Here is a 26,066-nt window from a genome sequence, read left to right on the forward strand (position 1 = left end):
ACTTTTATGCTTCGGGTTTCAGTTGAGGAAATAAAATTACGTCTCTGATAGATTCTTTTGAAGTAAGAACCATGATAAGCCGGTCAATACCGATACCGAGACCGCCGGCCGGGGGCATTCCGTATTCAAGCGACTTTACATAATCGATATCAACCTTAAGCCTATCCCCTTTCGCCTGGTCAAGGAATCTTGCTTCCTGCTCCACAGGGTCATTTAACTCAGAGTATGCATTTGCCAATTCCTGCCCGGCAATAAAAAGCTCAAACCTCTCGGCTATCTCGGGGTTATCCTTCTTCACTTTTGAAAGAGGACACATTTCCGAAGGATAATCAACGATAAAAGTCGGTTGTATAAGCTTTGGCTCCACTGCGTGTTCAAAAACTTTGTTTATAACTTCCCATTTCGACATCCCCGCCTCAATCTTAACCCCCAAACCATCCGCTTTCCCGGCAAAATCCTTCTCGCTTAAAAAATCAATGCCTGTTTCATTTTTAACAGACTCTATCAATGATATTCTTTTCCACGGCTTATCCAGGATAATTTCAGTATCATTATATTTAACTGTATTATTCCCGTTAACTTTTTTATGGACATCGACAATAAGTTCTTCCGCAAGTTCCATCATACCGGAAAAATCCGAATAAGCCTCATAAACTTCAAGCATGGTAAATTCGGGATTGTGCCTGCGTGAAATACCCTCGTTTCTGAAATTTCTGTTGATCTCATAAACTTTCTCGAACCCTCCGACAAGAAGCCTTTTCAGAAACAGTTCCGGCGCTATTCTGAGATAAAGGTCGATACCCAACGCGTTATGATGCGTTTTAAACGGTTTGGCTGTGGCTCCGCCCGCCATATTTTGCATCATAGGTGTTTCAACTTCAATAAATCCGCGCGAATCGAGATAATCCCTTAGTGATTTTATAATGGCGGACCTTTTGATAAATATATCCTTTACCTCGCTGTTCACCATTAAATCCAGGTATCTCTGCCTGTACCTTGTTTCAATATCCTTCAAGCCATGCCATTTTTCAGGCAGCGGATGAAGCGCCTTTGCCAGCATTTCCACGCTTTCAGCCAATATTGTCACTTCTCCCGTTTTAGTTTTAAAAAGTTTTCCCTCAACCCCTATAATGTCTCCTATATCCGTCTTTTCGGCTATGTTAAACACTTTATCCGGAACTGAATCCTTTCTTATATAAATCTGGGCTTTTCCCGACCGGTCATAAAGATCTGCAAACAGTGTTTTACCGTGCCCTCTTTTTGCCCTGATTCTCCCTGCTACCCTGGCTTTTTTATTTTCAACAAAATTTTCGCCCAGATATTCCCTGATCGGAGAACGCTCAAAGGCTCTTCCATAAGGGAAAACACCGGAATCAAGAAGTTCTTTCCTTGTCTTTTTCCTTAATTCGCTCTGTTCGCTTTGTTTGATATCTTTTTCCATCACTTGCTCCGGAAATATCGGGTTCTTTCCATCTATTATATATAACCAAACGGGTACCCGTATATTAAGAGCACCCTGTTTGTTTATAACTTGACAAACAATTCAATATATTAAAGACTTCCACGTCGAAGAAGTCAATGAAAATCTGATAAAAACAGCGCGCCGCTATCCCCGCTGCCATAAAAATATATACAAAACAATTTCAGATTGTAAAATATATGTTATATTGGGGAGTTTAAAATACATAAGGGAACTGGAAAATGGAGTCCAATTTCAAAAAACTGATACAATTAACGGCCCGGCTCAGGGCTCCGGACGGCTGCCCGTGGGACATAGAGCAGGATTATTCAACTCTTCAAAGCTGTTTAATAGAAGAAATCTACGAATTGATAGAAGCCATCAACGAGAATGACCGGCATAAGATGAAGGAAGAACTTGCGGATGTCCTGTTTCTCGTCATTTTCCTGTCCCGTATAGGTGAAGAGAAAGGCCATTTTGATATAAATGACGTGCTCAAACAGGGTATCGACAAAATGGTATCGAGACATCCCCATGTTTTCGGAAAAATCAAAGTAAAAAACAGCGAAGAAGCCCTGCGCCAATGGGAAAATATTAAAAGCAAAGAAAAATCAAACCATAAAAGATTATCCGCTTTAGACGGAATACCTAAGGGTCTGCCGGCGCTTCAGAAAGCGGAAAAGATCCAGAAAAAAGCTTCCAAAGCCGGATTTGACTGGACTCAATCCGGGGAAGTTTTAAAAAAACTGGAAGAAGAATTAGATGAACTGAAAATCGAAATCTTCGCAAAAAAGAAAAATTTTGAAAGGATTTCAGATGAATTGGGCGATTTGATTTTCACGATGGTAAACCTTGCCAGGTTCCTGAAAGTGGACTCTGAATATTCCCTCCACAAATCAATAAAAAAATTCGACGGGAGATTCAGAAAAATGGAAAAGATGATTAAAAATAAAGGAAAAGACATCTCAAAACTGACTGTAAAAGAACTCGACAGCTGCTGGGAAAAATCCAAAAAATAAAAATTCGCCTAATTTTTCCTCCCCATAATCTTTGTGTACCAATCGCGCTTTGATTTTCTGAGGAAAGTCGGCACGTCAAGATCTATACCGTCTATTATTGACGGCTCCGTTTTATCAAACTTGCCTCTCGGCGCCACATGTATCAATGCCGGCTGTTCTTCTTTCGTGTCTTCCAAATCCGGGAGCAATTCAAACGCAGGATCTCTTTTCTCTTCAGAAATACTTCCGCTGGCAAGGACAGTAACATGCACACGGTCATTAAAATCTTCGTCTACAGTAACTCCCAGAACAGCATTTGATTCCATGCTGGTAATCGGCTGGATCGACTTGAGTGAATCGCTAACCTCAAACAAGCCTATGTCCCTGCCCCCTATCATACTGATAAGGATATTCTTCGAATTCATAAGCCTGGTCCTGTCCATCAGGGGGCTTACGAGAGCCATTTCAACGGCTCTGATCGCTTTATCCTTGCCCGTAGCATCCCCAAATCCAAGCATACATTCCCCTCCGTCTTCAAGAACAGCTTTAACATCCGCAAAATCAATTTTAATCAGGCTTGGTTTGGTAACCATGGCATACAAAGCGTTAACAACTTCGCATATAACTTCATTGGTAGCCTTGAACGCGTCAACAAAAGAGGTGTCTTCAGTCATAATATCAAGTAATCTGTCGTTTGGAATAATTATCAGGGAATCGGCAATATCTTTTAACTCCCTGACACTTTCGGCAGCCTGCTGCAACCTCCCCTTACCTTCAAAATTAAAAGGTTTTGTAACAAGGCACACCACAAGGCTGCCGGCTTCCTTGGCTGCCCTGGCCACAACATTTATGGCGCCCGAACCTGTGCCGCCCCCCAAACCCGCGGTCACAAAAACAACATCAGCATTATGGCTCGCTTCGAAAAATTCTTTATACGCATTTTCAGCGGCTTTTTTACCGACACTGATATTCCCGCCGGTTCCATGACCTTTCACGGCGGATCCGCCTATTTCGATTTTTCTGTGCGCCGCGGACTTTTCGAGAGAGACCGGCTCAGTGTTTACCGCTATTAATTCCATTCCCTCTATCCCTTTGTTGATGAAGGTATCCAGCGCATTGATACCTCCGTCGCCCAGGCCGAAAAGCTTAAAGACCAGTTTTTTCTCATTTTGCTGAAAATCGAATCTTAGCAATATTACACCCCGTTTTAACCTTTCTTTCTGAAAATGCTTCCAAAATATGAAGAGAATTTTTTAAAAATGCTTTTCGGAGAAAAAGAATAATAAGACCCCTCTCCTCCATAAAGCAGGCCGAATTTAACCAAACCTATGCTCGCCGCAAATTCAGGCGCGTCCAAAACTTCAACCTGGCCGTAAATATCAAGAGGTTTGCCTATTCTCACAGGAATGTCCATTTTTGATTTAACGAGCTGTTCAAACCCTGGTATATTACAGCACCCGCCCGTAAGCACTATACCGGCGCTTAATAATCCTTCGTAATTATCTATATGCTTTGCTATTATGGAAATGATTTCTTCAATTCTCATTTGCATAATTTCCACAAGTTTTCTCCTCGGTATCCGTATTTTATCGGTGCTTAAAGCCCCCTCAATAATAAACTCCTCATCTTTTGCGACCATAGAAGTCAGCCCGCAGCCGTATTTCTTTTTTATTTTTTCCGCTATGGGAATCGACACTTTCAACCCTATGGAAATATCATTTGTGATATGGTCTCCTCCCACCGCAAATACTTCCGACTGCCTTACCAAACCATCGACAAAAACAATAAAATCCGTTGTCCCGCCGCCCATATCAATCAATAGAACCCCCGAATCCCTTTCTTCTCTCTTTAAAACGGCAATACTGGATGCCAAAGACTGGACAACTACACCCTCAACATCAAAACCGGAACTTGTTACGGTCTTGATGATATTCCTTTCTGAAGCAACGGAACCGGAAATAAGATGGACATCAACGTCTAATTGGGTGCCTATCATACCTTTCGGATTCTTTATCCCGTCCTGGCCGTCTACAACATATTCCTGCGGAAGAGAATGAATAACTTCCATATCATCCGGCAGCGATATATTACACGCTTTATCTATAACCGACCTTATATCGTCATCATTAATTATATTATCTTTATTGGAGATTATTATCGAGCCCCTTGCGCCGCTGCTTTTAATGTGCGCTCCGGTTATTGTTATATAAACAGAATTAATATCCGTCTTCGACATTTTTTCCGCATCATTCACCGCATCAATTATTGATTCAATCGTGCTCTCTACATTTACAACGATTCCTTTCCTGATGCCATGCGAAGGCTTAACGCCCGAACCTATTATTTTTACCTCGCCATCATCTCTTTTTTCGGCGACAACGGCGCATATTTTACTTGTCCCTATATCCAGTCCCGCGATTATATCTTCATTATTTTTCCTTAGAAACATCTAAACACCCTTTTCTTTAAATTTAACAGGAACACGGTCGAATCTCATGTCTATAGATTCAACCGTTTTATTTTTTTGAATTGAATCCTGCACGATTTTAACCAGCCGATTGACCAGCCTCTCCATATTCTGGTCGAAGTCCTTTTTTTGAAATCTCGCGACTGCGCCCTGGTTTATGATCATTCTTACTTCCGTATCATCTGAAATATCCACATCCCGGGGATTTACATAAGCCCTCACCATAATATCCAGAGTGTAAGCAATAAGTTTAAGGGCAAGCTTTATCTGGGGGTCGGTGATTTTACTGCCAGGGGCCAGTCCCGTGACTTCATAACCTTTTATAACGGGAAGATCCTCTTTTTTTATATTATACACAGGTTCAAGGACAATCCCCTCTTCATCAACAAGATAAAATCTTCCGGATTCCACCTGCGCAACCGCTTCGCGTTCATAGACCTTTACGAATATAGTATCGGGTATGCGCCTGGTAACGCGGGCGGCGGCGATATTAGGAAGCAATTCTATATTGCCGGATATATCATGCAGTCCGACCGAAAAAATATTCTGCCCGTTACCTATATCCGCGGCGCCGATAATATCTTTCTTGCTGTAGAAATGATTGTTTGAAATAACAACTTTTCTTATATTGAAATAGGTTTCCGAACGAATGTATGTTTTAAAAAACAACGCGATACCTGTGATGACAAACATGACCAGAGGTATGACTATAAGAAAAGGCGCCGGCCCTTTTACATTAGACGCGAGCGTCCGCCCGAGTTTTTTCCTGCCGCCTGACTGGATATCCAGGATTTTATAATTTCTGTTTTTTCTGCCGAACATCAGTGATACCCTCCGCCTGATTAAAATCCAACAGCATTTTCTCTGGCAGTCCGCAATTTTAAAAATCTTTCAAATCCCGACAGCAATATTCTTTCGCACAAATCGTTAAAATCAATTCCCCTGCTTTTTGCGGCTTTAGGCAGCAGGCTCGTTTCTGTAAAACCGGGGATGGTATTAACCTCAAGGACATAACATAGCTTATCCTCGCCCAGAATCATGTCTATCCTCGCAAAACCGTAGCATCTGAGCGCATTAAACGTCTTCAGGCCCAGCTGCTGGGCTTCCCTCATACATTTGGACGGTATTTTCGCCGGAACAATATATTCGGTCATGCCTTTTGAATATTTAGACTTGTAATCGTACGTTCCGCTTTTGGGAACGATATTTATTACCGGAAGAGGTTCTTCATCCAGGATACCTACCGTAAGTTCTTTCCCCTCAATAAATTCTTCTACAAGAACATACCCCTCATTTTCAAATCTGAAAGCATTTTTAATACCGCTCACATAATCTTTTTTTGTATTAGCGATTGTCACGCCGATACTCGAACCTTCGAGCGGCGGCTTGATTACAACAGGGAATTTCAGCTTTATAGCCCTGGATGGGCTATCGCGATCTATAATTTCAAATTCAGGGGTTCTTATACCTTCCTGTATAAAATATTTTTTCGATTTTATTTTATCAAGGGAGACATTACTTGAAAAAACACCTGAGCCCGTATAGGGCATTCCTGCCTCCTCGAGCAGTCTCTGGACTTTGCCGTCCTCCCCGAATTTGCCGTGCAGAGCTATAAAAACTATATCAGGCCCGGTCCTGTCCATACATTCCATGACTTCATTTTCATTTTCAGTCTTCAGCAACACCTCTTCAGCTTCGTATCCTGAAATTTTAAGTCCTTCGACAATCGCCCTGCCCGATTTAATGGAAACTTCTCTCTCCGACGAAGAGCCTCCCATAATAACCGCGACTTTTTTTATCTTATTGCGCATCCAGCACCTCTGGTATAATTTTTATCTCTGTTTCCAATCCTATGCCGAACTGTTCAAAAACCTTAATCTGCATTATTTCTATCAGATTTTTTATATCTCTTGAAGTCGCATTTCCCTCGTTAATAATAACATTGGCATGTTTATCGGAAACCCTTGCGCCGCCGATCCTGACGTTTCTGAGGCCTGCCCCGTCTATCAGTTTCCACGCGGATACATTAGCGGGGTTTTTAAAAACACTGCCGGCGTTAGCCGTATTTATATAAGATTTATCCCTGTTGCTTAAAAACTCTTTTATTCTTTTTTCCACGGATTCACGTTCTTCCTTTAACAGCCGGAGAAAAACCCTGGTGACAACTGTATTAAATTGCGAAAGGCTGCATTTTCTATAACTAAAGGTGATATCGCCTGCCCCAAAAATTGTTTTCTTTCCCGTTACATCTATTGATTCAACTTTTTCAACAATATTCCCGATATCCTGCCCGAAAGCGCCTGCATTTGTAATAATGGCGCCGCCGACGGACCCGGGCAGGCCGGCCATATATTCACATCCGGAAAGGCCCATTTCGGCCGTTTTATACGCCAATTCGGTCATACCCACTCCCGAACCGCAGATTACGGAGTCGGCTTCAATCTCCAGTGTCCTGAAAGCGGGTTTTGAAAGCTGAATCACGGCGCCTCTGAAACCATTATCGGCAAAAAGAAGATTCGTCCCGTTGCCTATCACAAAATACTTGATTTTTTCATCATTAATGATATCCATGAAAGTTAACAGTTGTCCGGCAGAACCGGGTTTGAAGAAAATATCGGCGGGCCCTCCGACTTTGAATGATGTATGGTTGCATAAAGATTCATCAAAATATACATCATCCAAAAACTGTCTCTGTAAGATTGTTCTGAGATTTGTGTTCATAATATTTATAAATAATCAGGCTGCAATTCTCCTTTTATAATTGATTATACATGTAGTTTCAATTTTGTAAATCTCTTATTAAATCTTTTTTTATTTTATTTATATTCCCTGCTCCGAGTATTATTAAATAATCGTTTTTTCTAAGCTCAGGCTTTAAAAAAGCCGGTATATCCCCGATATCTTTCACATAATCGCATTTAAGCCCTGTTTTTCTGGCCTCTTTAAATATTAATGATCCGTCCACTCCCTTAATCGGCTCTTCAAAAGCCGAATAGACATCTGTAAAAACAGTATAATCGCTTTTCCCAAACGACAGGGCAAACTCTTTCCATAAATCCAGTGTCCTCGTGTATCTATGAGGCTGAAAAACCGCCAGAAGTCTTGAATCCGGATTTTTTAAAGATGCCTTTAACGCTTCCAGAGTGACGGATATCTCAGTGGGATGATGGCTGTAATCCTCAATAAGTGTTATCCCGTTATATTTACCGATAAGCTCGAATCTTCGTTTCAGGCCTTTGAATGAGCGCAAAGCATCGCTGCAACTTTCCAGGCTGATATCCAGATACTCCGCTGCCAGACAAGCCGCGGCAGTGTTCTCAGCCATAAACTTTCCGGGAGACCATATTTCGAAACCTACTTTTTTCCCGCCGCGCCCGCAAAGTTTGAATCTGCTCTTCAAATCCCCGAATTCCAGATCCGAAATGGCCATATCACACTCTTTATATCCAAATGTTTTTCCGCAGATACCCCCCAGAACCTCCGATGATATTCTGTCGTTCCCGTTAAAAACAGAAAACTGCAGCGTCTTTTCCGCAAACATACGATAATAATTATGAAGGTTTTTTTTATCTCTGTAAAATGACATATGGTCATATTCAATATTCGTAATAATGCTTATGTGCGGGTTATACTTTATAAAGGTTCCGTCGCTTTCATCGGCTTCCGCTATAAAAACATCGCCCTGACCATACCTTCCGCTCCGGAAAGAATAATCTATTAATTCTCCTCCTATCGCGCAGGTCGGATACCTGGCGTTCTCTTCCATAATAATAGATAAAAGCGATGTGGTTGTCGTTTTTCCATGGCATCCCGAAATAAAAACACTCTTTTTATTCTCCGATAATAAATTCAGCAGATCGGACCGGTGTATAATAAGAATATTTTTCTTTAACGCCGACTGCATCTCTGCATTTGTCCTGGATATTGCGCTGGAATATACCACCAGATCGTTATCGGTTATGTTATCCGCGGAATGTCCTATGAAAATTTTTGCCCCCTTCTCTCTGAGCTGTCCGATAAGGCTGCTGTCATTTTTATCCGAACCGGTAACTTCAATCCCCGCAGATAATAGGATTTCCGCAAGCGGGCTCATGCCCGCGCCGCCTATTCCGACCATATGAACTTTTTTAAACTGTTTTTTATCCGGCATCCGCGTCCTCTTCTATCATCTCAATAATCCTGCCTGCGCTGTCAGGCCTGTAAAATCTTTCCCATGAACTCCTCATTTTAGACCGCAATTCCGCGTCATCCAGTATCTTATCCATCATACCCGCCACCCTGGGAGGAATTGCTTCACGTTCGTTAAGCCAGAAAGCTGCGCCGGTACCGGACACAAGTTCGGCATTGACCTTCTGGTGGTCCTGAGCGGCAAAAGGAAACGGTATCAGCAGCGCCGGCAACCTATAATAGGATATTTCTGCCAGCGCAAGAGCCCCGGACCTTGATATAATAACATCGATTGCGGAGTAAAAGTTTTCAATGTCATCTATAAATTCAAATACTCTGGCATCAATTTCAAAACTGCAATATTTTTTCATCACGGCATCCGCATATTTCCTGCCCGCAATATGTATTACCTGGATTTTATCTTTATTTTTCATAAGGCTTATCGCTTCGGGTATAATATCATTTATTCCTGATGCCCCCTGAGACCCTCCCATGATACCTATGCAAAAGGGTTTCTCGTGCATGCCGAAACGTTTCAGAGCGGAATCTTTCGAAACTAACTGAAGATTTATCCTTAAGGGATTTCCCGTATAGACCCATTTATCATGTAATGTCATTTTTCCGGGCACGGGTAATCCCGTAAAAATTTTTCTGGCAAAAAAAGCGAATATTTTATTGGCTTTTCCCGGGATAACATTCTGTTCAAGAAGATAAATTTTTTTTCCCGTTAAGAGGCCGGCCGTGATACCTGGAATTGATACATACCCCCCGGAGCCGATTATAAAATCCGGTTTCTCTTTTAAAATAATCTTCAGCGAGGATATTGTCCCGGTCAGCGTTTTAAGAATGAATTTAAAGAAATCAGCGATACTTTTTTCCGGAAACTGGCAGCATGCGATATCGCGGAAAGCAAAATTGTTTTTAGCGGCCAGATACTCTTCCAGCTTGCCTTTTTTTCCCAGGAATAATATCTTCGAATCTGCGTATTTTTCTCTTAACTTCTGGGCCACGGCAAGCGACGGGAAAACATGCCCGCCGGTGCCTCCCCCGCAAAATATTACTGTTAATGCTTTTTCCTTCATCGGGAAAAACGGCCCTTCTTTCAAATAACGGAATCCCCATGGCAGCAGTTTCTTCAGTTAGAAACAGTACCTGTCCGTATTATTAATACGCCGGGTTCCTTTATGGAATACTCTGAAAACACTTTTCAACAAGCTGAATGTTACTAATTTGATTTTCATAAATACACCCCTTTTTTATTTATGTTTCCCAAATTTCACAACCCGCCTGCTCTTAATTTTGCCTCTTATGTCTTGTTCCTGCTCTGTGGCGATGTTAAACAGGATACCCGCAAAAGCCATGCATACGACAAGATTCGAACCTCCGTAACTTATCATAGGCAAAGGCAACCCCGTAACGGGCATACATCCTGTAGCAACACCGATGTTTATTATCGCCTGATAACCTATGGTAAATACTATGCCCATAGCAAGTATATGCCCGAAAAAATTTTTACATCTATAAGCTATATGCGAACCGCTCAATATCAATGCTATAAAACAGATTATTACAAGCGCTCCGCCCAAAAAACCCGTTTCTTCGCCGATTATGGAAAAAATAAAATCTGTGTGAGACTCAGGCAAAAACCCCATTTTCTGAATACTGTTACCCAGTCCCTGTCCGGCCAGACCCCCGGAGCCGAGAGCAATAAACGACTGAATTAATTGCCATCCCGCGCCCCGGGAATCCGACCATGGGTCGAGGAAAATTAAAATTCTTTTAAATCTGTATGCTTTCATTTTAATAAGTCCGGCTATCATCGGAAGGAAAAAAACCGCGCTCAGCAAAAGATATTTGAGCGAAATCCCGCTCACGACAAGCATTGAAAAGATAACCAGAGCTATAAGCACAGCCGTACCGAAGTCAGGTCCTCCGACAAGAGCGCATATCAATATTAAAACCAAAAAAGGAGGGATAAAGCCTTTCCGGAATTCTTTAATTTTATTTTGCTGTTTATCCAGCAGGTCCGCCATAAATATCAGGATTGTCAATTTTGCGATTTCCGAAGGCTGGATATTAATCGGGCCGAATGAAAGCCATTGCCTGGCTCCGCCGGCCACTCTGCCTATTCCCGGAATTAAGACGAGAGACAACATTACGATTGTCCCGAAAAATAAAAACCATGATATTTTTCTCCAAAAATTATAATTAATAAAACTCATCGCAAAAAAGATAAAAATACCGACTGCAATCCACATAACTTGTTTTTTTAAATAGTAATATTCGTCATTCCACTTCTTCTCCGCGGTAAGAGCGCTGGTGCTGTATACCATAACCACGCACATCCCGAGAAGCGCGGCGATAACAATAAATATTAATGTCTTGTCTATACTCATTGCGCGGGTATAATAATTTTGGTTCCGACCATTAATTTGGAAGCGTCGGTTATATTGTTTGCCTGCATTAACTTCTCTACGCTTATTTTATTTTCACCCGATATTTTCCAGAGAGTTTCGCCCTTTTGAACTATATGGACGTTGGTATTACCGCTCGCGCTGTTCAGTGCCACCAGCTTACTTTCGGGGTTTTGCCCGGTTTTTATGAGAACCGGATCGCTCAGGTACCCCTGCGAAGAGGGAATAACAAGTTTCTGGCCTATTAATATCACGGATTTTTTCTGCAGTCCGTTCGCATTGCTTATATCAAGTATGCTCACGCCGTACTTCTTCGATATCTGCGATAATGAATCCCCTCTTTCCACAATATGTATCACTTCCTTGCCTGTCCCGGGGATATCGCATTTTTTTACCATATCGTAATCTTCCTGCCCGATAACCTCGATGGAATCATCTTTCAGAGACACAATATCGTCATCTGCTATTCTTATCGCGCCGTCATCCTTAAAAAATTCCGCTTCCGCGACTTCAATACTTATAGGCCTTGAATCTTTGTCAATCAGAGAAACACCCGAATCGCTTTTGCAGCCTCCTATTAAACCCCATACACAAATTACTGAAACCGTCCCGACCAACGAATATCCCAGAAGATTTTTAAAGTTCATAAAATCCCTCCTTTTTTCAACTTCATCACTTCTTCAGAAAACTTTTCTCCCCTTTCGGCATAGCCGGAAAACATATCGAAACTCGCGCAACCCGGAGAAAGCAATACAGTATCGCCCCCGGATGCGGATTCGGAAGCTTTTTTAACGGCGCGCCGCAGTGTTGTCACCTCTTCTACAAGACAGGCGTCTTTCAATTGTTCTTTTATGACGTGAGCATCTTTCCCTATCAAAAAACATTTTTTCACTTTCGCCTTAACTATTTCCCTTATTTCCGCAAAATTATCTTTTTTCCAAAGTCCGCCGGCAATTAAAACCACCCGGCCGGAACTCGACTCCAGAGATGATCTTAAAGCGGCGACATTTGTGGCTTTTGAATCATCGATATAAGAAACTCCTCCCGTTTCGGCCACAAATTCGTTCCTGTGTCTCAGTCCTTTGAAGTTTGCAAGAACCGGCTCAATTAAACGGCTGTCCACCCCGCATAACAGGCTTATTCCGGAGGCAAACATCACATTTTCGAGATTATGTCTTCCCTTCAGTTTTAACGTTGAGAGTTTTATAACTGTCTCTTTCTTTCCGTCTAACAGCAGATGAATCAGACCATTTTCTTCGAAAATCGAACCCTTTGTTGAATCGTCTCCAACTTTTAAACATTTTGCACCTCCTTTAACAGCGCTTTCCCCGATTTTATTTTCATCCTTCGACCTGAAAATCCTATAACCCGTTTTCTGCAGCCGGAAAAGTTTAATCTTTGCGGAGTAATATTCTTTTTCATCCTCATATCTGTCCAGATGATCGGGCTCCAGATTTAATATTCCGGTTATAAAAGGGTTAAAGTTAAATGTTCTCTCTAACTGGAATGATGATATTTCAACTACCATATATTCCCTGTCCGGTTTTTCAATGACCATCTGGGAGAAGGGTTTCCCCAGATTCCCCCCCGCGTCGACATCTTTACCGGCGGAATCTAAAATCATCTTCAGCAGTTCGCATGTTGTGGATTTGCCGTTAGTGCCGGTTATCGCTATGACTTTTGACCCGCAAAAATAATTTGCGAATTCAATTTCTGAAATCACTCTGATACCATTTCTCTCTATTTCCCTGATTATTCCCCTGCTTACCGGAATACCGGGACTTGCAACAGCAAAATCACAGTTAAAACAATATTCGGGCGAATGCTTTGACAACTCGACTTTAATGCCTTTCGCGGCCAGAGATCCTTTTCTGTTTAACAAGGCTTCGGTTGTGCCCGAGTCGGAAACAATGACTTCCGCCCCATGTTCCCTGGCTAAGACAGCCGCGTAATACCCGCTAACGCCCAAACCGAGAACCAATATTCTATTTCCTCTGATCTCCATCAAATCACCTGAGTTTTAATGTGCTCAAACCCAACAGAAGGCATATAATCGCGATAATCCAGAACCTGATCGTCACTTTTGTTTCCTTCCACCCTTTCATCTCAAAATGATGATGTATAGGGGTCATCAAAAGTATCCTCTTTTTCCTGGTTTTATAGGAACCTACCTGCAGAATTACCGACAACGCTTCTATAACGAAAACACCTCCGATTATTATCAAAAGAAATTCTTTCTTGATAAGAACCGCGACAATCCCTATAGCTCCGCCCAAACCCAGAGAACCCGTATCCCCCATAAAAACTTCTGCCGGCGGACAGTTATACCAGAGAAAACCCATGCCCGCGCCCGCGATTGCGGCGCAAAACACAGTCAGTTCACCGGTTCCGTTTATGAAAGGGGTTTGAAGATATTCGGCGAATTCAAAGTGGCCGGTTATATAACTCATGATCGCATAACCCACAGAAGCAATAACAATACAGCCGACCGCCAGGCCGTCCAATCCGTCGGTCAGATTAACCGCATTGGAGGAACCGGCTACTACGAGGACCATAAAAATGATATAGAATACCCCGACATTCAAAATCAACTTAATAAAAGGAAATGTAATAACCGTAAAATTATCTCTTGTCTGAGGCCAATACATCAGAAAAACACCCAGAAGCAGGCAAAGGATAACCTGAAACAGAAACTTAAACCCGCTCTTTAATCCCTTTGAGCTGTTATAAGCAAGCTTCAGATAATCATCGATAAAACCGACTGCGGCCAGCCATAATGTCGCGAATAAAGCGGTAATAACATAGACATTTAAAACATCGGCCCACAAAACAGTAGATATAAGGATAGATAATATTATAAGCACTCCCCCCATCGTAGGCGTGCCTTCTTTATCCTTGTGCAGACCCCATAAATCTACGCCGCCTTCCACCTTTCTTATCGGCTGGCCCACCTTCAGTTCTTTCAACCGCCTGATTATAAAAGGCCCCATGCACACCGCTATCAAAAACGATGTAACAGCCGCAAAAGAAGCCCGGAAGGTAATATATTTAAAAACATTAAAACCGAAGAAATACTCCCGCAGCGGATAAAAAATGTGGTAAAACATATCAGTAACTCTCCTTGCTCATCGCTTCAGATAGATTCAGATATCCGAATACTTCCTCTACTCTGCTCTTTCTCGAACCTTTTAAAAGCACCGCGTCATCCTCCCTGACAATACAGGCAAGGAATTCCCCTGCCGATTTGTTCGTGTCAAAAATATGGACATTTTCTTTTTTCAGCCCGTTTTTAATGGCGGATAATCCCGCTTCCGCGGCGATATCGCCGACTGTCAGCATTAAAGATATTCCCGACTTGACCGCATAAGCTCCGGCTTCACGATGAAAGATCCTTGCTTTTTCCCCAAGTTCCAGCATTTCCCCCATAACAAAGATTTTCCGGCCTTTTACATCTATTTCCCTGAATGTATCCAAAGCCGCCGTAACAGAGTCGGGATTGGCGTTGTACGTGTCATCTACCACAACAACCCCTTCGATACTTCTGAAAACATTCAACCTGCTTTTAGGCGGCATGACATTCTCAAGACCTTTTTTTACAGCATCTATCCCCGCCCCGGCGCTATACGCGGCGGCGGCGGCGGCCAACGCATTGATTACATTATGTCTTCCGGAAAGATTTAATTTAATTTCCCGTTCCTCATTCCGGACTTTTAAAACAAATGTCGGACGCGCGCAATCATCAATCCTTATATTAACTGCCGTCATATCGGAGCCGGCCGAAACACCGAAAGAAAATAACGCGGCCCGGGTATCTTTGGATATTTCATTTAACAGACTGTCATCAGCGTTAAAAACCAGGGTGCCTTCTTTTTTTAATCCTTCCGTGATTTCCAGCTTAGCTTCCGCTATACCGTTTAAATCGGCAAAATTGCCCGCGTGGGCCCGCAAAACATTCAATATAACAGCTATATCCGGCCCGGCTAACCTGGATAACAACCCTATCTCGCCTTTATGGTTCATCCCCATCTCGACCACAGCAAAATCCGTTTTATCATCAATCTTCAATAATGTCATGGGAACGCCTATATGGTTATTCATATTGCTTTCGGTTCTTGTAACATTTCCCTTCCCCGAAAGTATCGACGCGACCATTTCCTTTACAGTAGTTTTCCCGTTTGAACCGGTTATGCCGATAAGTTTCCCCCTGAATTTTTTCCGGTTTGCTTTAGCGATATCCTGAAGTAACGCGGATGTATTTTTGACCCTGATGATCCCGCCGCCGTTTTCCGTATCTTTCAGGCTGTCATGCGATATAACCGACAGCACAGCCCCTTTATTTAACGCATCTTTCGCAAAAACCCCTCCGTCATATCTGTCTCCCTTCAATCCCACAAACAAATCTCCCTCAGAAATGTTTCTGGAATCTGTGGATACCCTTTTAACAATAATGCCCCGGTCAATCCCCTTGAGCTTTTTGCCGATAAGGCTCTCTATTTCATCTAAAGAAAAATCAAACAATTTTCATCTCCTTTGCTTTATTCCTGATGACATCTGCGTCATTAAAAGGAAAATACTGGCCTTTAATCTCCATTAGAGACTCATGGCCCCTGCCGGCGACCAGAATAAAATCCTTTTTTCCCGCATGTTTCAACGCTTTTTCAATAGCTTTTTCCCTGTCTTCTTCCACATCGATCTTTTTTCTTTTTCCGATACCTGATAAGATATCCTTAATAATCAGGTTTGTGTCTTCCCATCTTGAATTATCAGCTGTGAGGATTATCCTATCGGCGTATTTTTCGGCGATAGAACCCATTTTCGGCCTTTTTCCCATGTCCCTGTTCCCGCCGCAGCCGAACACACATATTACCCTGCCCGAACACAGCTCCTTCATTGAAATGAGGACTTTCTCCAGGGCATCGGGGGTATGGGCATAATCAACAAATGTAACAACCGAAATATTTTGAACCCTTTCCAGCCTGCCGGGTATACAGCTTAAGTGCCCTGCGCTTTTTGCCGCTTTGTCGGGATCAACGCCAAATTCAACGCACGCCGCGAAAGAAGATATAAGGTTATAGGCATTATGAAGGCCCAGAAGATCCGATTTTATCAGGCCTTCCCATCCCCCGCGCGCGGAAACCGCAAGTTCCAATCCGCTGAGCCCGCTGCTTTCCACCCTGAAACTGAAATCTGATTTCAAACCGTAGGATTTCGCCCCGGGAAATTCATTTATAATAATTTTTCCGTATCTGTCATCACTGTTGGCAAGCATAAACCCGTCTGTCCTGGAGAATATCTTTTTTTTCTCCAAAAAATAATTTTCCATATCCCGGTGATAATCCAGATGCTCATGCCCCAAATTCGTGAATACCGACCCGTAAAACCTCAGGTTGCCCGTCCTGTTCTGCTCCAGCGCATGCGAAGAAACTTCCATTACAACAACATCCGCGTTATCTTTTACAAAATCATCGAACAGGGAAAGGATCTCAACGCATCCGGGTGTGGTATTGTTCGACAGGAATATCTTATCCCCGACCCTGTGCTCTATGGTCCCTATAACGCCGCATTTAAACCCGTTTTCCCTTAATATTTTTTCTATCAGAAAAACCGTTGTTGTCTTCCCGTTGGTTCCCGTTACGCCTATTACCTTCATCTTCTTATCGGGGCGGTTGTAGACAAACGAAGCTATATCCCATAACCTGCCTCTTAATCCGTCCACTTTGACATGAGGGTGCGGCGGAACCGCGCTGCTTTCCCTGTCGAGCACTATAAGAACAGCGCCTCTTTCAATTGCTTCATTTATATAATCCTCGCCGTTTTTACTTGTGCCTTTCAATGCCAGGAAAACATGCCCCGCTCTGACTTTGCGGGAATCATCCGAAACGCCGGTAATCTCCGCGTTTTCATTCCCCGTTTTAACATCAAGTCTTATTTCTTTTAAGAAATCCGCTATTTTCATCCTTTTAACTAACCTCTTCAGGCCTGTCTACCGGAACCTCATAATAACTCAACACTACTTCCATTATTTTCCTGAATACGGGAGCCGCGACCGTTCCCCCGTAATACCTTGGCTTCGGTTCATCTATCACCACCAGCACCGCATAACTCGGTTTTGTAGCGGTGGCAAACCCGATAAACGAAGAAAAGAATTTTTCATGAGAATACCTGCCGTTTTCCACTTTTTGGGCTGTTCCGGTTTTCCCCCCTACCGAATAACCTTTTATCCTGGCTTTAGGAGCGGTTCCTTCTGATGAAATGACCGCGCACATGGCTTCGACAATATCACCGGATGCCGATTCGGATATCACCCTTATGAATTTTTCTTTTCCAAATTCCTTTACCACTTCACCTTCGGGTGATTCAATACGGTCTATAATGTAGGGTTTGAATAATTTCCCGCCGTTTACAACCGAAGAAAACGCTGTTATAAGCTGTATGGGTGTAACAGAGATTCCCTGTCCCATCGGTATTCTCGCTATGGATACTTTTGACCATTGTTTTAACGGCCTCAAAATACCATTTACTTCGCCGGGAAGCCCTATTCCGGTGGTCTTTCCAAAACCGTATCTTTCCAGATAGCCGTAAAAAGATTTTTCCCCCATTTTTATCGCGACTTTGGCAATCCCGATATTTGAAGATTTCTGTATCAACTCCTTAAAAGTAAGCATGCCGTAAGGATGGACATCGTGAAGAATAAAACCTCCGTAAGGGAAATTCCCGTTTTCACAATCAAAAATGTCATTTAACGAGGTTATCCCTTCATCCAGAGCTGCCGCGCCGGTCAAAGCTTTGAAAGTGGATCCGGGTTCAAAAATATCTGTAATGCACCGGTTTCTTCTGTTTCCGGGCGGGAACTTTGAGGGGTTACCCGATAGGTAAGTCGGATAATTGGCCATTGCTATCACGCTTCCAGTATTTACATCAACAACAATGGCGCAGCCTCCGACCGCATTGTTTTCCTCTACCCCTTCTTTCAGCGCCGATTCGCAAACGTGCTGTATATAACTGTCGATTGTAAGGACCAGATTATTCCCGTTAACGGGAGCGACATTCTCTTTTCTCTCGGATATGATTTCATTGCCGTTGCCGTCTTTTCTGGAAGCTCTCCATCCGGGCTTTCCTTTTAACGTATCATCCCAGACAAGTTCAAGTCCTTCCAACCCGTTATTATCTATATCCACAAAACCTATTACATTGGATAAAACGGAATCAAGGGGATACCGCCGTTTCATTTCTTCTATAAAATACAGTCCCTCGATCCGCTGCTCTTTTATCAGCCTTGCTTCCTCATTATTTAATTTCCTTTTAATCCACACAAAACGTCTGCCGCCGCTCAGTTTTTCTTTTATATCTTCGGCATCCAACCCTAAAATTTCGGATAATTTCTGCGATGCCGCAACAGTGTCCTTAAGAAAAACCGGATCGGCAAATAAAGATTGTGATTCAACGGACATTGCGAGGATTTTTCTGCTGCGGTCAAAGATAAACCCGCGGCACGGCTCTATCTTTGAATTGTTTTTCTGCTGGACTTCGGCTTTCTGAAAATATTTTTCATGTTCCTGGATCTGGAGATAGAAAAGCCTTCCCAAAAGGAAAATCAAAGCCCCCACCATAAGAACAGAAAAAGTGAGCGACTTGTAAATATGTGATTTCTTTAACACTCCCCCGACCCTCAATTGTAATTATTAAAATGAGAAAGAAACCTTATCTTAACTTGACTATCTGATTTTCTCTTACGGCAACCATCTGCAAATCATATTCTTTAATTGATTTATGGATATTATACGGAGCCTTTAACTGTGTGATTTCAAACTCCAGTCGTTTATTTTCCTTAACAATTTTTTTCAGCCGGACTTCCAGTTCCCGGATATTTTCTCCGGTCTGCACACACTGTATATTTTGCCAAACGAAGAAAAAACCGTATGCGGCAAGAATAGAAACGAATGAAATCATCTTCAGCATCATAGAATTCTGTGTAGTGTTAAGACGCAATTTTCTATTCCTGTTACGCGGCATTTTTACCTCCTGTTTTATTTATTTTTTCGACGATTCTCAATTTTGCGCTTCTTGACCTTGGATTATTTTTTATCTCTTTCTCCCCGGGTCTTATCAATTTAAAGGCGCGGGCTTCCTCTTCTTTATTACACGTGCATATCGGCTGTCCGGGAGGACATATGCATTTTTTAGATAAATAAGAAAAATATCGTTTTACTATCCTGTCTTCAAGGGAATGAAAACTTATTACAGCGATTCTTCCTCCTGTCTCCAGGTAATGGAAAGCCTGCGCAAGACCTGTTTTCAGATTTTCCAGCTCATTATTTACATATATTCTCAAAGCCTGGAAGATTTTTGTAGCGGGATGGATCTTCTTTCTTTTGGGTCCCTTGATGCGCTCAATCAATAAAACAAGGTCATTTGTGGTTCTTAAGGGGGATTTTTTCCTGCAGGTTATCACGGCTCTGGCTATCGCGAGAGACCTCGGTTCTTCCCCGTATGCGGAAAAAACCCTGAGCAATTCTTTTTCATCGGCGCCGTTCAGAAAATCCGCCGCCGTTTCCCCCCGGCTCTTATCGAAGCGCATATCCAATTCCGAATCGAACCTGAAACTGAAACCCCGGGAGGCGCTGTCAAGCTGAAGAGAAGACATTCCCAAATCAAATACAAATCCGTTTACCCGGCTTATTTTTAGTGAACTCAAAATGTCCCCCAGTGTTTCAAAACCGGCTTTAACTATGCTGAATCTTTCACGATAAGCATTCATAACTGCTCTTGCTGATTCAACAGCATCGGCGTCTTTATCAAGCGCAATCACCCTGTTTTCCCTGTTTGATTCAAGTATTGCTCTTGAATGACCGCCCGATCCGAAGGTACAATCAACAAAAATACCTTTCTGCCCGCAACTCAAAGAACTTATAACTTCCCTGCATAGAACAGGAATATGGCCTGAACCTCCGCAACAATTAGCATCCTCTCCGTAAATTGTCATAAGCCGCGATCATAACCTTTATTCTTCTTGTCCGAAATTATCTGCTATTTTTTCCAAAAGTTCTTCTATCTTTATATCTTTCTGCCTGTTTAACCACATATCCTTATCCCATATTTCAAAGTGATTCCCCGTGCCTATTACCGCTACGTCTTTTTTTACGGAAGCGCTATCAAGAAGTTTCTGTGAAATATTTATCCTCCCCTGACTGTCGCAATCGGCGAAGGACACCGTAGCTCCGAGCGCCCTGTTAATATCCCTGGAGGAAGCTTTTGCCCATGAGGATTTCTGGAGAGGTTTTTTTACGTCTTTTTCAAATCCCTGTTCGGTAAAAACGGCAATACAGCCGTCCGGCCATTTTAATATTACAAATCTCTCAATATATTTATTTTCAAGAATATTCCTGAATTTAGAAGGAATGATAATTCTTCCCTTTTCATCAACCGTATGAAAATATTCGCCCCAAAACATATTAGCCCCACTTTACTCCACTTTGCTCCACCATGGTATAAATTTACTACTGCATAGGCCATATGTCAAGGGTTTTTTTAAAAAAAGGAAATATTTTTTACCGTCTTAGAATATAAACTGCGGGTTAAAAGTGGAGGGCTTTAAAAAAAAATAATGGAAAAAGATAAAAAAATCCGACCGGTTCATAAGCTGAATTCTGTTACCCCCTCATAACATCTGAAAAATGTGGAGTAATACGCATAAAAATGCGGGGGCGATAGTCATTCCTCTTGGCGTATAGTTACCTATACGCTCATGCGGCCAACCCGGCACAGGGCGAGCAACCCTAATATGCCCTATTCGGCCTTGCTCCGGATGGGGTTTACACTGCCTTTGATGTCGCCATCAAAGCGGTAAGCTCTTACCTCACCTTTTCACCCTTACCCCTTACATTTTCCACGCATAAGAAATCCAGGGATTTCCGGCGTTGAAAATAACTGTAGGGAGCGGTATATTTTCTGTTGCACTTTCCGTGGGTTTTAACACCCCCTGGGCTTTACCCAGCATCCCGCTCTTCGGAGTTCAGACTTTCCTCTCTCAGGATAAAAGAAAACATAAAATTTAACATGCGCTGGACCTTTTATCACAGAGAGCGACTATCCGACCGGTCGGAAAATTAGAACACTACGATTAACAAAGAACTTTGTATGCAAATTATACCATAAAATCAGGATTCCCAGTAAAGAATCCTCTGACAGCTTTCACATGTAACTATTTTCATTTCAGATCTGAGCTTCATTATAACCTGGGGCGTTAATGCCATAAAACATCCTCCGCAGGACCCCTTCCTGGAAGGGACGACAACCGCATCTTTCTTATTATTAAGCAGCCGGTAATATCTTGAAAGAATTTCCGGACTCAGATTTTTCTCAATTTCAGATTTAAGATCCTTCAAATCACGTATTTCTTTTTCTATATCCCCGCTTTCTTTTCTTGCTTTTTCCTCGGCTTTTTCCAATTCATCCGTCCTCAGCGCCGCTTGCTCTTTTAAATCCTTTATCTGAGAACTGATTTCATCGCATTTTTCCATATTTTCAAGCATTGTATCTTCAATAAGGCTTATCCTTGCCTTAAGGTTAAGTATCTCGTCCTGTATAGCTTTGTAGGTTTTGTTATCTTTGACACTGCCGGCCTGTGAATCCAATTTCGCGATTTGTTCGTTATTTGACTCCACCTGGATTTCACTGTCTTTTCTTTCTACCTGAAGCTTCTTTAAAATATCATTTTTCGCTTTCAGTTCATTTTCCGCTTCCCTCAGTATATTTCTGGCTTTATTAACTATTTCAGGGTTCTCCTTCAACCTGGATTCCAAAGACATTATTTTTAAATCCTTTTCCTGGACTTTCAAAAGAATTTCAATTTCATTTAACATTTGCGGTTCTCCTTTTCAAAAATAACAAAGTCTAATGCTAAGAGAAATCATATGGGGTGTCAAGTAAAGATATGCGCGGGAAATTTCAGGGACCCGTCCGCCGCCATAGCTTTTTAAATGGAGCACCCGATTCCAGGCGACGGCGGATGGTGGGCCTTGTAGGACTCGAACCTACGACACGCGGATTATGAGTCCGCTGCTCTAACCAACTGAGCTAAAGGCCCCCGCAAACAGAGATGAAATTCTATCAAATAAGAGACATGTGTCAATAATAAATAAATCCTGCTTATTCGTTTTCCTCCGCCTCGAGGAAACCATGGAGTTTTTTGGCTCTTATGGGGTGCCTCATCTTTCTTATGGCTTTAGCTTCGATCTGGCGCACCCTTTCCCTTGTAACTCCGAATATTTTCCCGACTTCCTCCAGTGTCTTTGGAGAAGAATCCCCTATCCCGAACCTTAACATCAACACTCTTTCCTCTCTCTTTGTAAGTGTTTTAAGGACATCTTCTATCTGTTCCCTCAAGAGCGTATAGCCGGTCGCGTCGGAAGGTGATTCCGCGCCTTTATCCTCGATAAAGTCCCCGAAGTGAGAATCTTCGCTATCCCCGATCGGCGTCTGGAGAGAAATAGGATGCTGGGATATTTTCAGGATGCCGCGGACTTTTTCAACACCTACTTTCATTTCGCGGGCTAATTCTTCCACGGTAGGTTCACGCCCATGCTCCTGCACCAGTTTTTTTGAAGATCTGACAAGCTTATTGATGGTTTCAATCATATGCACGGGTATTCTTATAGTTCTTGCCTGATCGGCTATTGACCTCGTGATCGCCTGCCGGATCCACCATGTAGCATATGTCGAAAACTTATAACCCCTCTTATATTCAAACTTATCAACGGCTTTCATCAGCCCCATATTACCTTCCTGTATTAAATCAAGAAAGGAAAGTCCGCGATTTGTATATTTTTTCGCTATGCTGATAACAAGCCGCAGGTTGGCCTCGACCATCTCACTTTTGGCATCATGAACCTTTCTCAGCCATTTGCTTATTTCATCAGATAAATTTATAAAGTGGTCTATGGATATGCCTACCGCTCCCTGAAGTCTTCTTAACTTCTTCCTTTCATTGGAAGCGCGTTTTTTATTTTCCTTGTTTTTCCGTTCATGTTCGAGCTGTTTTATTATTCTTCTGACAGACCTTATTTTATCGCATGTAGCTTCTATTCTTTCCCCTATTTCTTCAATTGTGCTCTGCTTAAAATAAAATTTTTGCAGGATATCCAGCAATTTTGCCTTTTCTTTTGATATCTTTTTATTTGTTTTTTCCTTTTCCTTCCTGGAGATTTTCTTTTTCATTCTGGATTCCATATCCAGGATATTCTTCTCGCACTTTTCGGCATTCTTGCAGGTTCTGTCGATTTTGCTTAAATACGCTTCCCTTTTAGCTACCTTTTTTTCTACCACTACCCTGTCAAATCTGTCCTTGCCCGCCTGTAGCCTTTTGGCATACAGGACAAATTCCCTGCATACATTGGGAAACAGGAATATCATAGACCTGATATTTTCTTCCGCATGTTCAATCCTTTTGGATATTTCTATTTCCTGCTCTCTTGTTAAGAGAGGCACCTGGCCCATTTGCTTCAGATACATTCTTACGGGGTCATCAAGTATTTCAAGCCGTGAAAGCTTTCTTTCTTTTTCCTGTTCTTCTTCCCATGAAGGTTCTTTGCTGTAAGCTTCGGGTGAATCCACTATTTCAATATCCATACCCCTCAATAGGATCAATATTGAATCTATCTCATCCGAAGATATTGTGTCATCCGGCAAAGAATTATTAATATCATCATAAGTAAGAAAACCCTTCTCGTTGCTGATTTTAATCAATTCCCTGATTTTCTGGTTTCTTTCCTCTCTGTTCATCCTTTACTCCGATTTCTGAATTAATAAATTCATACTCTTTTTAAGGTCCTGAATTAACTTTAGAAGATTCTGAATTTTATCTGTTTCTCCTTTGTTTTCGGCTGTTTTTATCTGCTGCTGTATGTCAGAAATACGCTTTTTAATGTTCTCCGACCTGATCCTGCGCAAACAATCTCCTGCCGCCTTTAATTTATCCATTGAGTGGAATGACCCCTTCATAAGTATACCCGCCGCGGTTTTAACCAATTTCTCTCTATTGTCTCCTTTTATCTGAGAACTCGCTAACTTTCTGCCGTTTCGGTAATCTGAGATTATCTGTTCCGCCAATTCAATATGGTTCCGGCTGCTGAATAATTCGTTTAGATTATTTTCCGCCAGTATTTTCGCGCATTCCATATCTTCAAGCGCGGTATAAAGCAGCATCTCTTCGGCGGAAACCATATCGGTTTCTTCAAAAGCACCGCCTTCTTCGTAATATTCATCCGGAAATTTTTGCATCTCCTCCCTGAATAAATGTTCATCTACCATAAGTTTTTCGGAGAACTTTTTGATATAGATATCTTTACGTATGGCAGAAGGGACTTTCTTTATAGCCTCTATAATGGATTTCGCGACTTTTACCCTGGGCGCATCCTTGGATATATCATTCTCCCCGGTTAAAAGTTCATAATTAAAATCCAATATGTCGACTGCGCCGTTTAGCCTTTTGCGAAATTCCTCTTCCCCGTTTTTTCTGATAAAGCTGTCAGGGTCTTCTCCCGCGGGCAAAATCATAACTTTTACATACATATCATTCGCCAGGAAAATCTCCAAAGCCCTCAGAGAGGCTTTCTGTCCCGCGGTATCAGAATCATACGCCATTACAATATTATCCGTATAACGTTTTATTATTTTTATCTGGCTCTCGGTAAAAGCAGTGCCCAGGGATGCCACTACATTTTTTATCCCCCTTGAAAAAAGGGAAAAGAAATCAAAATAACCCTCTACTATAACAGCGGTATCCTCTTTCGCAATATAATCCCTTGAATGAAAGAGTCCGAACAGGATATGGCTCTTGCTGAATATCGGCGACTCAGGCGAATTCATATATTTAACGGAAGTATTATCCGTGATTCTCCCTCCGAAACCGGAAATTCTGCCGGTAATATTAATAATCGGAATCATAATCCTTTTGCGGAACCTGTCATAATACCCCTTCTGAGAATCTCTCTTCACTATCAGACCGAGCGTACCCATATCTTCCCCGGACAGAGACCTTGTTCTTGCCCACCTCTGCAGGGCATCCCATGAATCGGGGGCATAACCGATTTTAAAAAGTTTGATTTGATCATCATCCACACCCCTTTTATATAAATAATCCCTGAGGGAACCGGATGTCGGCTCTGTTAATATCTGATGATAAAATCTGCTTACCTCTTCATTTAATTTATATAATCTTTCTTTTTCCCCTTCGACTCCCTTATCGGAGTCAAGAACAACAGGGATATGGGCTCTCTCGGCGAGCCTTTTAAGCGCCGAAAAAAAATCAACGCTTTCATATTTCATAACAAAAGAAAAAACGTCTCCTGATGTTTTACAGCCGAAGCAATGGAATAATTGTTTTTCCCTGTTCACAAAGAAAGACGGTGTTTTTTCGCTGTGAAAAGGACAACAGGCCTTATAATTTTTCCCTGCCTTTTTCAGCGGAATATATTCATTGATTACCTCGACTATATCATTCGCTTCGGCAACCTGTTCCTTTAAGCTATCATTTAATATACGCGAAGACATAGTCCACCTAT

The 26,066-nt window shown here is 42.2% G+C and carries 22 protein-coding genes, 1 tRNA gene and 1 other RNA gene; 1 reads left to right on the top strand and 23 read right to left on the bottom strand.

Features of this window, described 5'->3' with window-relative positions:
- Window positions 1-4: 4 nt before the first annotated feature.
- Window positions 5-1,441, bottom strand: coding sequence for a lysine--tRNA ligase (gene lysS / locus M0R36_00210; protein ID MCK9554235.1), 1,437 nt, complete (start codon window positions 1,439-1,441; stop codon window positions 5-7).
- 260 nt (window positions 1,442-1,701) lie between these two features.
- Here lysS and mazG point away from each other — a divergent pair, with 260 nt between their 5' ends.
- Entirely contained in the window at window positions 1,702-2,478 is a 777-nt protein-coding gene (mazG, locus tag M0R36_00215) for a nucleoside triphosphate pyrophosphohydrolase (protein ID MCK9554236.1), read from the top strand.
- A gap of 8 nt (window positions 2,479-2,486) precedes the next feature.
- Here mazG and M0R36_00220 read toward each other — a convergent pair whose 3' ends face one another.
- The 22 genes from M0R36_00220 to dnaG form a co-directional block, all read right to left on the bottom strand.
- Window positions 2,487-3,650, bottom strand: a complete 1,164-nt coding sequence (locus tag M0R36_00220) for a cell division FtsZ family protein (protein MCK9554237.1) — start codon at window positions 3,648-3,650, stop codon at window positions 2,487-2,489.
- A 14-nt stretch (window positions 3,651-3,664) separates the two neighbouring features.
- Window positions 3,665-4,906 (bottom strand): cell division protein FtsA, encoded by a 1,242-nt coding sequence (gene ftsA / locus M0R36_00225; GenBank protein ID MCK9554238.1) that lies wholly within the window; start codon window positions 4,904-4,906, stop codon window positions 3,665-3,667.
- A complete protein-coding gene (locus M0R36_00230) occupies window positions 4,907-5,746 on the bottom strand; it encodes an FtsQ-type POTRA domain-containing protein (GenBank protein MCK9554239.1) in 840 nt (279 codons plus the stop codon).
- A gap of 20 nt (window positions 5,747-5,766) precedes the next feature.
- On the bottom strand, window positions 5,767-6,735 hold the full coding sequence (locus M0R36_00235) for a D-alanine--D-alanine ligase (GenBank protein ID MCK9554240.1): 969 nt from the start codon (window positions 6,733-6,735) through the stop codon (window positions 5,767-5,769).
- Window positions 6,725-7,645 carry a UDP-N-acetylmuramate dehydrogenase gene (murB, locus tag M0R36_00240; protein ID MCK9554241.1) on the bottom strand — a complete coding sequence of 307 codons (921 nt, stop codon included), beginning with the start codon at window positions 7,643-7,645 and terminating at the stop codon, window positions 6,725-6,727. Before murB ends, M0R36_00235 begins: the two co-directional genes overlap by 11 nt.
- Before the next feature lie 58 nt (window positions 7,646-7,703).
- Window positions 7,704-9,074 carry a UDP-N-acetylmuramate--L-alanine ligase gene (gene murC / locus M0R36_00245; GenBank protein MCK9554242.1) on the bottom strand — a complete coding sequence of 457 codons (1,371 nt, stop codon included), beginning with the start codon at window positions 9,072-9,074 and terminating at the stop codon, window positions 7,704-7,706.
- The gene (gene murG, locus M0R36_00250; protein MCK9554243.1) at window positions 9,064-10,197 is read right to left on the bottom strand and encodes an undecaprenyldiphospho-muramoylpentapeptide beta-N-acetylglucosaminyltransferase; all 1,134 of its coding nucleotides are present in this window, start codon (window positions 10,195-10,197) and stop codon (window positions 9,064-9,066) included. Before murG ends, murC begins: the two co-directional genes overlap by 11 nt.
- Window positions 10,198-10,347: 150 nt before the next feature.
- Entirely contained in the window at window positions 10,348-11,487 is a 1,140-nt protein-coding gene (gene ftsW / locus M0R36_00255; protein ID MCK9554244.1) for a putative lipid II flippase FtsW, read from the bottom strand.
- Complete coding sequence (locus tag M0R36_00260; GenBank protein ID MCK9554245.1) at window positions 11,484-12,152, bottom strand: LysM peptidoglycan-binding domain-containing protein; 669 nt, start codon at window positions 12,150-12,152, stop codon at window positions 11,484-11,486. The genes ftsW and M0R36_00260 overlap by 4 nt, the downstream gene beginning before the upstream one ends.
- On the bottom strand, window positions 12,149-13,510 hold the full coding sequence (gene murD, locus M0R36_00265; GenBank protein MCK9554246.1) for a UDP-N-acetylmuramoyl-L-alanine--D-glutamate ligase: 1,362 nt from the start codon (window positions 13,508-13,510) through the stop codon (window positions 12,149-12,151). The genes M0R36_00260 and murD overlap by 4 nt, the downstream gene beginning before the upstream one ends.
- A 4-nt stretch (window positions 13,511-13,514) precedes the next feature.
- Window positions 13,515-14,612, bottom strand: coding sequence for a phospho-N-acetylmuramoyl-pentapeptide-transferase (mraY, locus tag M0R36_00270; GenBank protein ID MCK9554247.1), 1,098 nt, complete (start codon window positions 14,610-14,612; stop codon window positions 13,515-13,517).
- 1 nt (window position 14,613) lies between these two features.
- Window positions 14,614-16,023 (bottom strand): UDP-N-acetylmuramoyl-tripeptide--D-alanyl-D-alanine ligase, encoded by a 1,410-nt coding sequence (gene murF / locus M0R36_00275; protein ID MCK9554248.1) that lies wholly within the window; start codon window positions 16,021-16,023, stop codon window positions 14,614-14,616.
- On the bottom strand, window positions 16,016-17,461 hold the full coding sequence (locus M0R36_00280; protein ID MCK9554249.1) for a UDP-N-acetylmuramoyl-L-alanyl-D-glutamate--2,6-diaminopimelate ligase: 1,446 nt from the start codon (window positions 17,459-17,461) through the stop codon (window positions 16,016-16,018). Before M0R36_00280 ends, murF begins: the two co-directional genes overlap by 8 nt.
- 4 nt (window positions 17,462-17,465) lie before the next feature.
- On the bottom strand, window positions 17,466-19,163 hold the full coding sequence (locus M0R36_00285) for a penicillin-binding protein 2 (protein ID MCK9554250.1): 1,698 nt from the start codon (window positions 19,161-19,163) through the stop codon (window positions 17,466-17,468).
- A gap of 43 nt (window positions 19,164-19,206) precedes the next feature.
- Window positions 19,207-19,518, bottom strand: coding sequence for a hypothetical protein (locus M0R36_00290; GenBank protein MCK9554251.1), 312 nt, complete (start codon window positions 19,516-19,518; stop codon window positions 19,207-19,209).
- Window positions 19,508-20,488, bottom strand: a complete 981-nt coding sequence (gene rsmH, locus M0R36_00295; protein ID MCK9554252.1) for a 16S rRNA (cytosine(1402)-N(4))-methyltransferase RsmH — start codon at window positions 20,486-20,488, stop codon at window positions 19,508-19,510. Before rsmH ends, M0R36_00290 begins: the two co-directional genes overlap by 11 nt.
- Before the next feature lie 18 nt (window positions 20,489-20,506).
- Window positions 20,507-20,956 (bottom strand): division/cell wall cluster transcriptional repressor MraZ, encoded by a 450-nt coding sequence (gene mraZ, locus M0R36_00300; GenBank protein MCK9554253.1) that lies wholly within the window; start codon window positions 20,954-20,956, stop codon window positions 20,507-20,509.
- 169 nt (window positions 20,957-21,125) lie between these two features.
- Window positions 21,126-21,607: RNase P RNA component class A (rnpB, locus tag M0R36_00305), an RNA gene on the bottom strand.
- Between the two features lie 55 nt (window positions 21,608-21,662).
- Entirely contained in the window at window positions 21,663-22,367 is a 705-nt protein-coding gene (locus M0R36_00310; protein MCK9554254.1) for a C4-type zinc ribbon domain-containing protein, read from the bottom strand.
- A gap of 147 nt (window positions 22,368-22,514) precedes the next feature.
- A tRNA-Ile gene (locus M0R36_00315) sits at window positions 22,515-22,591 on the bottom strand.
- 62 nt (window positions 22,592-22,653) lie between these two features.
- A complete protein-coding gene (gene rpoD, locus M0R36_00320; GenBank protein MCK9554255.1) occupies window positions 22,654-24,285 on the bottom strand; it encodes an RNA polymerase sigma factor RpoD in 1,632 nt (543 codons plus the stop codon).
- Between the two features lie 3 nt (window positions 24,286-24,288).
- Window positions 24,289-26,055 (bottom strand): DNA primase, encoded by a 1,767-nt coding sequence (gene dnaG, locus M0R36_00325; protein ID MCK9554256.1) that lies wholly within the window; start codon window positions 26,053-26,055, stop codon window positions 24,289-24,291.
- Window positions 26,056-26,066: the final 11 nt, after the last annotated feature.

It is taken from the genome of bacterium (assembly GCA_023228325.1).
Classification (GTDB): domain Bacteria; phylum Auribacterota; class UBA6266; order UBA6266; family UBA6266; genus UBA6266.

Coding starts and splice junctions, on each gene's coding strand:
- mazG (MCK9554236.1), top strand. CDS start 1,702: ATGGAGTCCAATTTCAAAAAACTGATACAATTAACGGCCCGGCTCAGG.
- M0R36_00230 (MCK9554239.1), bottom strand. CDS start 5,746: ATGTTCGGCAGAAAAAACAGAAATTATAAAATCCTGGATATCCAGTCA.
- rpoD (MCK9554255.1), bottom strand. CDS start 24,285: ATGAACAGAGAGGAAAGAAACCAGAAAATCAGGGAATTGATTAAAATC.
- M0R36_00260 (MCK9554245.1), bottom strand. CDS start 12,152: ATGAACTTTAAAAATCTTCTGGGATATTCGTTGGTCGGGACGGTTTCA.
- dnaG (MCK9554256.1), bottom strand. CDS start 26,055: ATGTCTTCGCGTATATTAAATGATAGCTTAAAGGAACAGGTTGCCGAA.
- rsmH (MCK9554252.1), bottom strand. CDS start 20,488: ATGACAATTTACGGAGAGGATGCTAATTGTTGCGGAGGTTCAGGCCAT.
- M0R36_00280 (MCK9554249.1), bottom strand. CDS start 17,461: ATGAAAATAGCGGATTTCTTAAAAGAAATAAGACTTGATGTTAAAACG.
- M0R36_00235 (MCK9554240.1), bottom strand. CDS start 6,735: ATGCGCAATAAGATAAAAAAAGTCGCGGTTATTATGGGAGGCTCTTCG.
- lysS (MCK9554235.1), bottom strand. CDS start 1,441: ATGGAAAAAGATATCAAACAAAGCGAACAGAGCGAATTAAGGAAAAAG.
- M0R36_00310 (MCK9554254.1), bottom strand. CDS start 22,367: ATGTTAAATGAAATTGAAATTCTTTTGAAAGTCCAGGAAAAGGATTTA.
- ftsW (MCK9554244.1), bottom strand. CDS start 11,487: ATGAGTATAGACAAGACATTAATATTTATTGTTATCGCCGCGCTTCTC.
- murC (MCK9554242.1), bottom strand. CDS start 9,074: ATGCCGGATAAAAAACAGTTTAAAAAAGTTCATATGGTCGGAATAGGC.
- ftsA (MCK9554238.1), bottom strand. CDS start 4,906: ATGTTTCTAAGGAAAAATAATGAAGATATAATCGCGGGACTGGATATA.
- murD (MCK9554246.1), bottom strand. CDS start 13,510: ATGGAGATCAGAGGAAATAGAATATTGGTTCTCGGTTTGGGCGTTAGC.
- mraZ (MCK9554253.1), bottom strand. CDS start 20,956: ATGTTTTGGGGCGAATATTTTCATACGGTTGATGAAAAGGGAAGAATT.
- M0R36_00290 (MCK9554251.1), bottom strand. CDS start 19,518: ATGCCGCGTAACAGGAATAGAAAATTGCGTCTTAACACTACACAGAAT.
- murB (MCK9554241.1), bottom strand. CDS start 7,645: ATGAACACAAATCTCAGAACAATCTTACAGAGACAGTTTTTGGATGAT.
- mraY (MCK9554247.1), bottom strand. CDS start 14,612: ATGTTTTACCACATTTTTTATCCGCTGCGGGAGTATTTCTTCGGTTTT.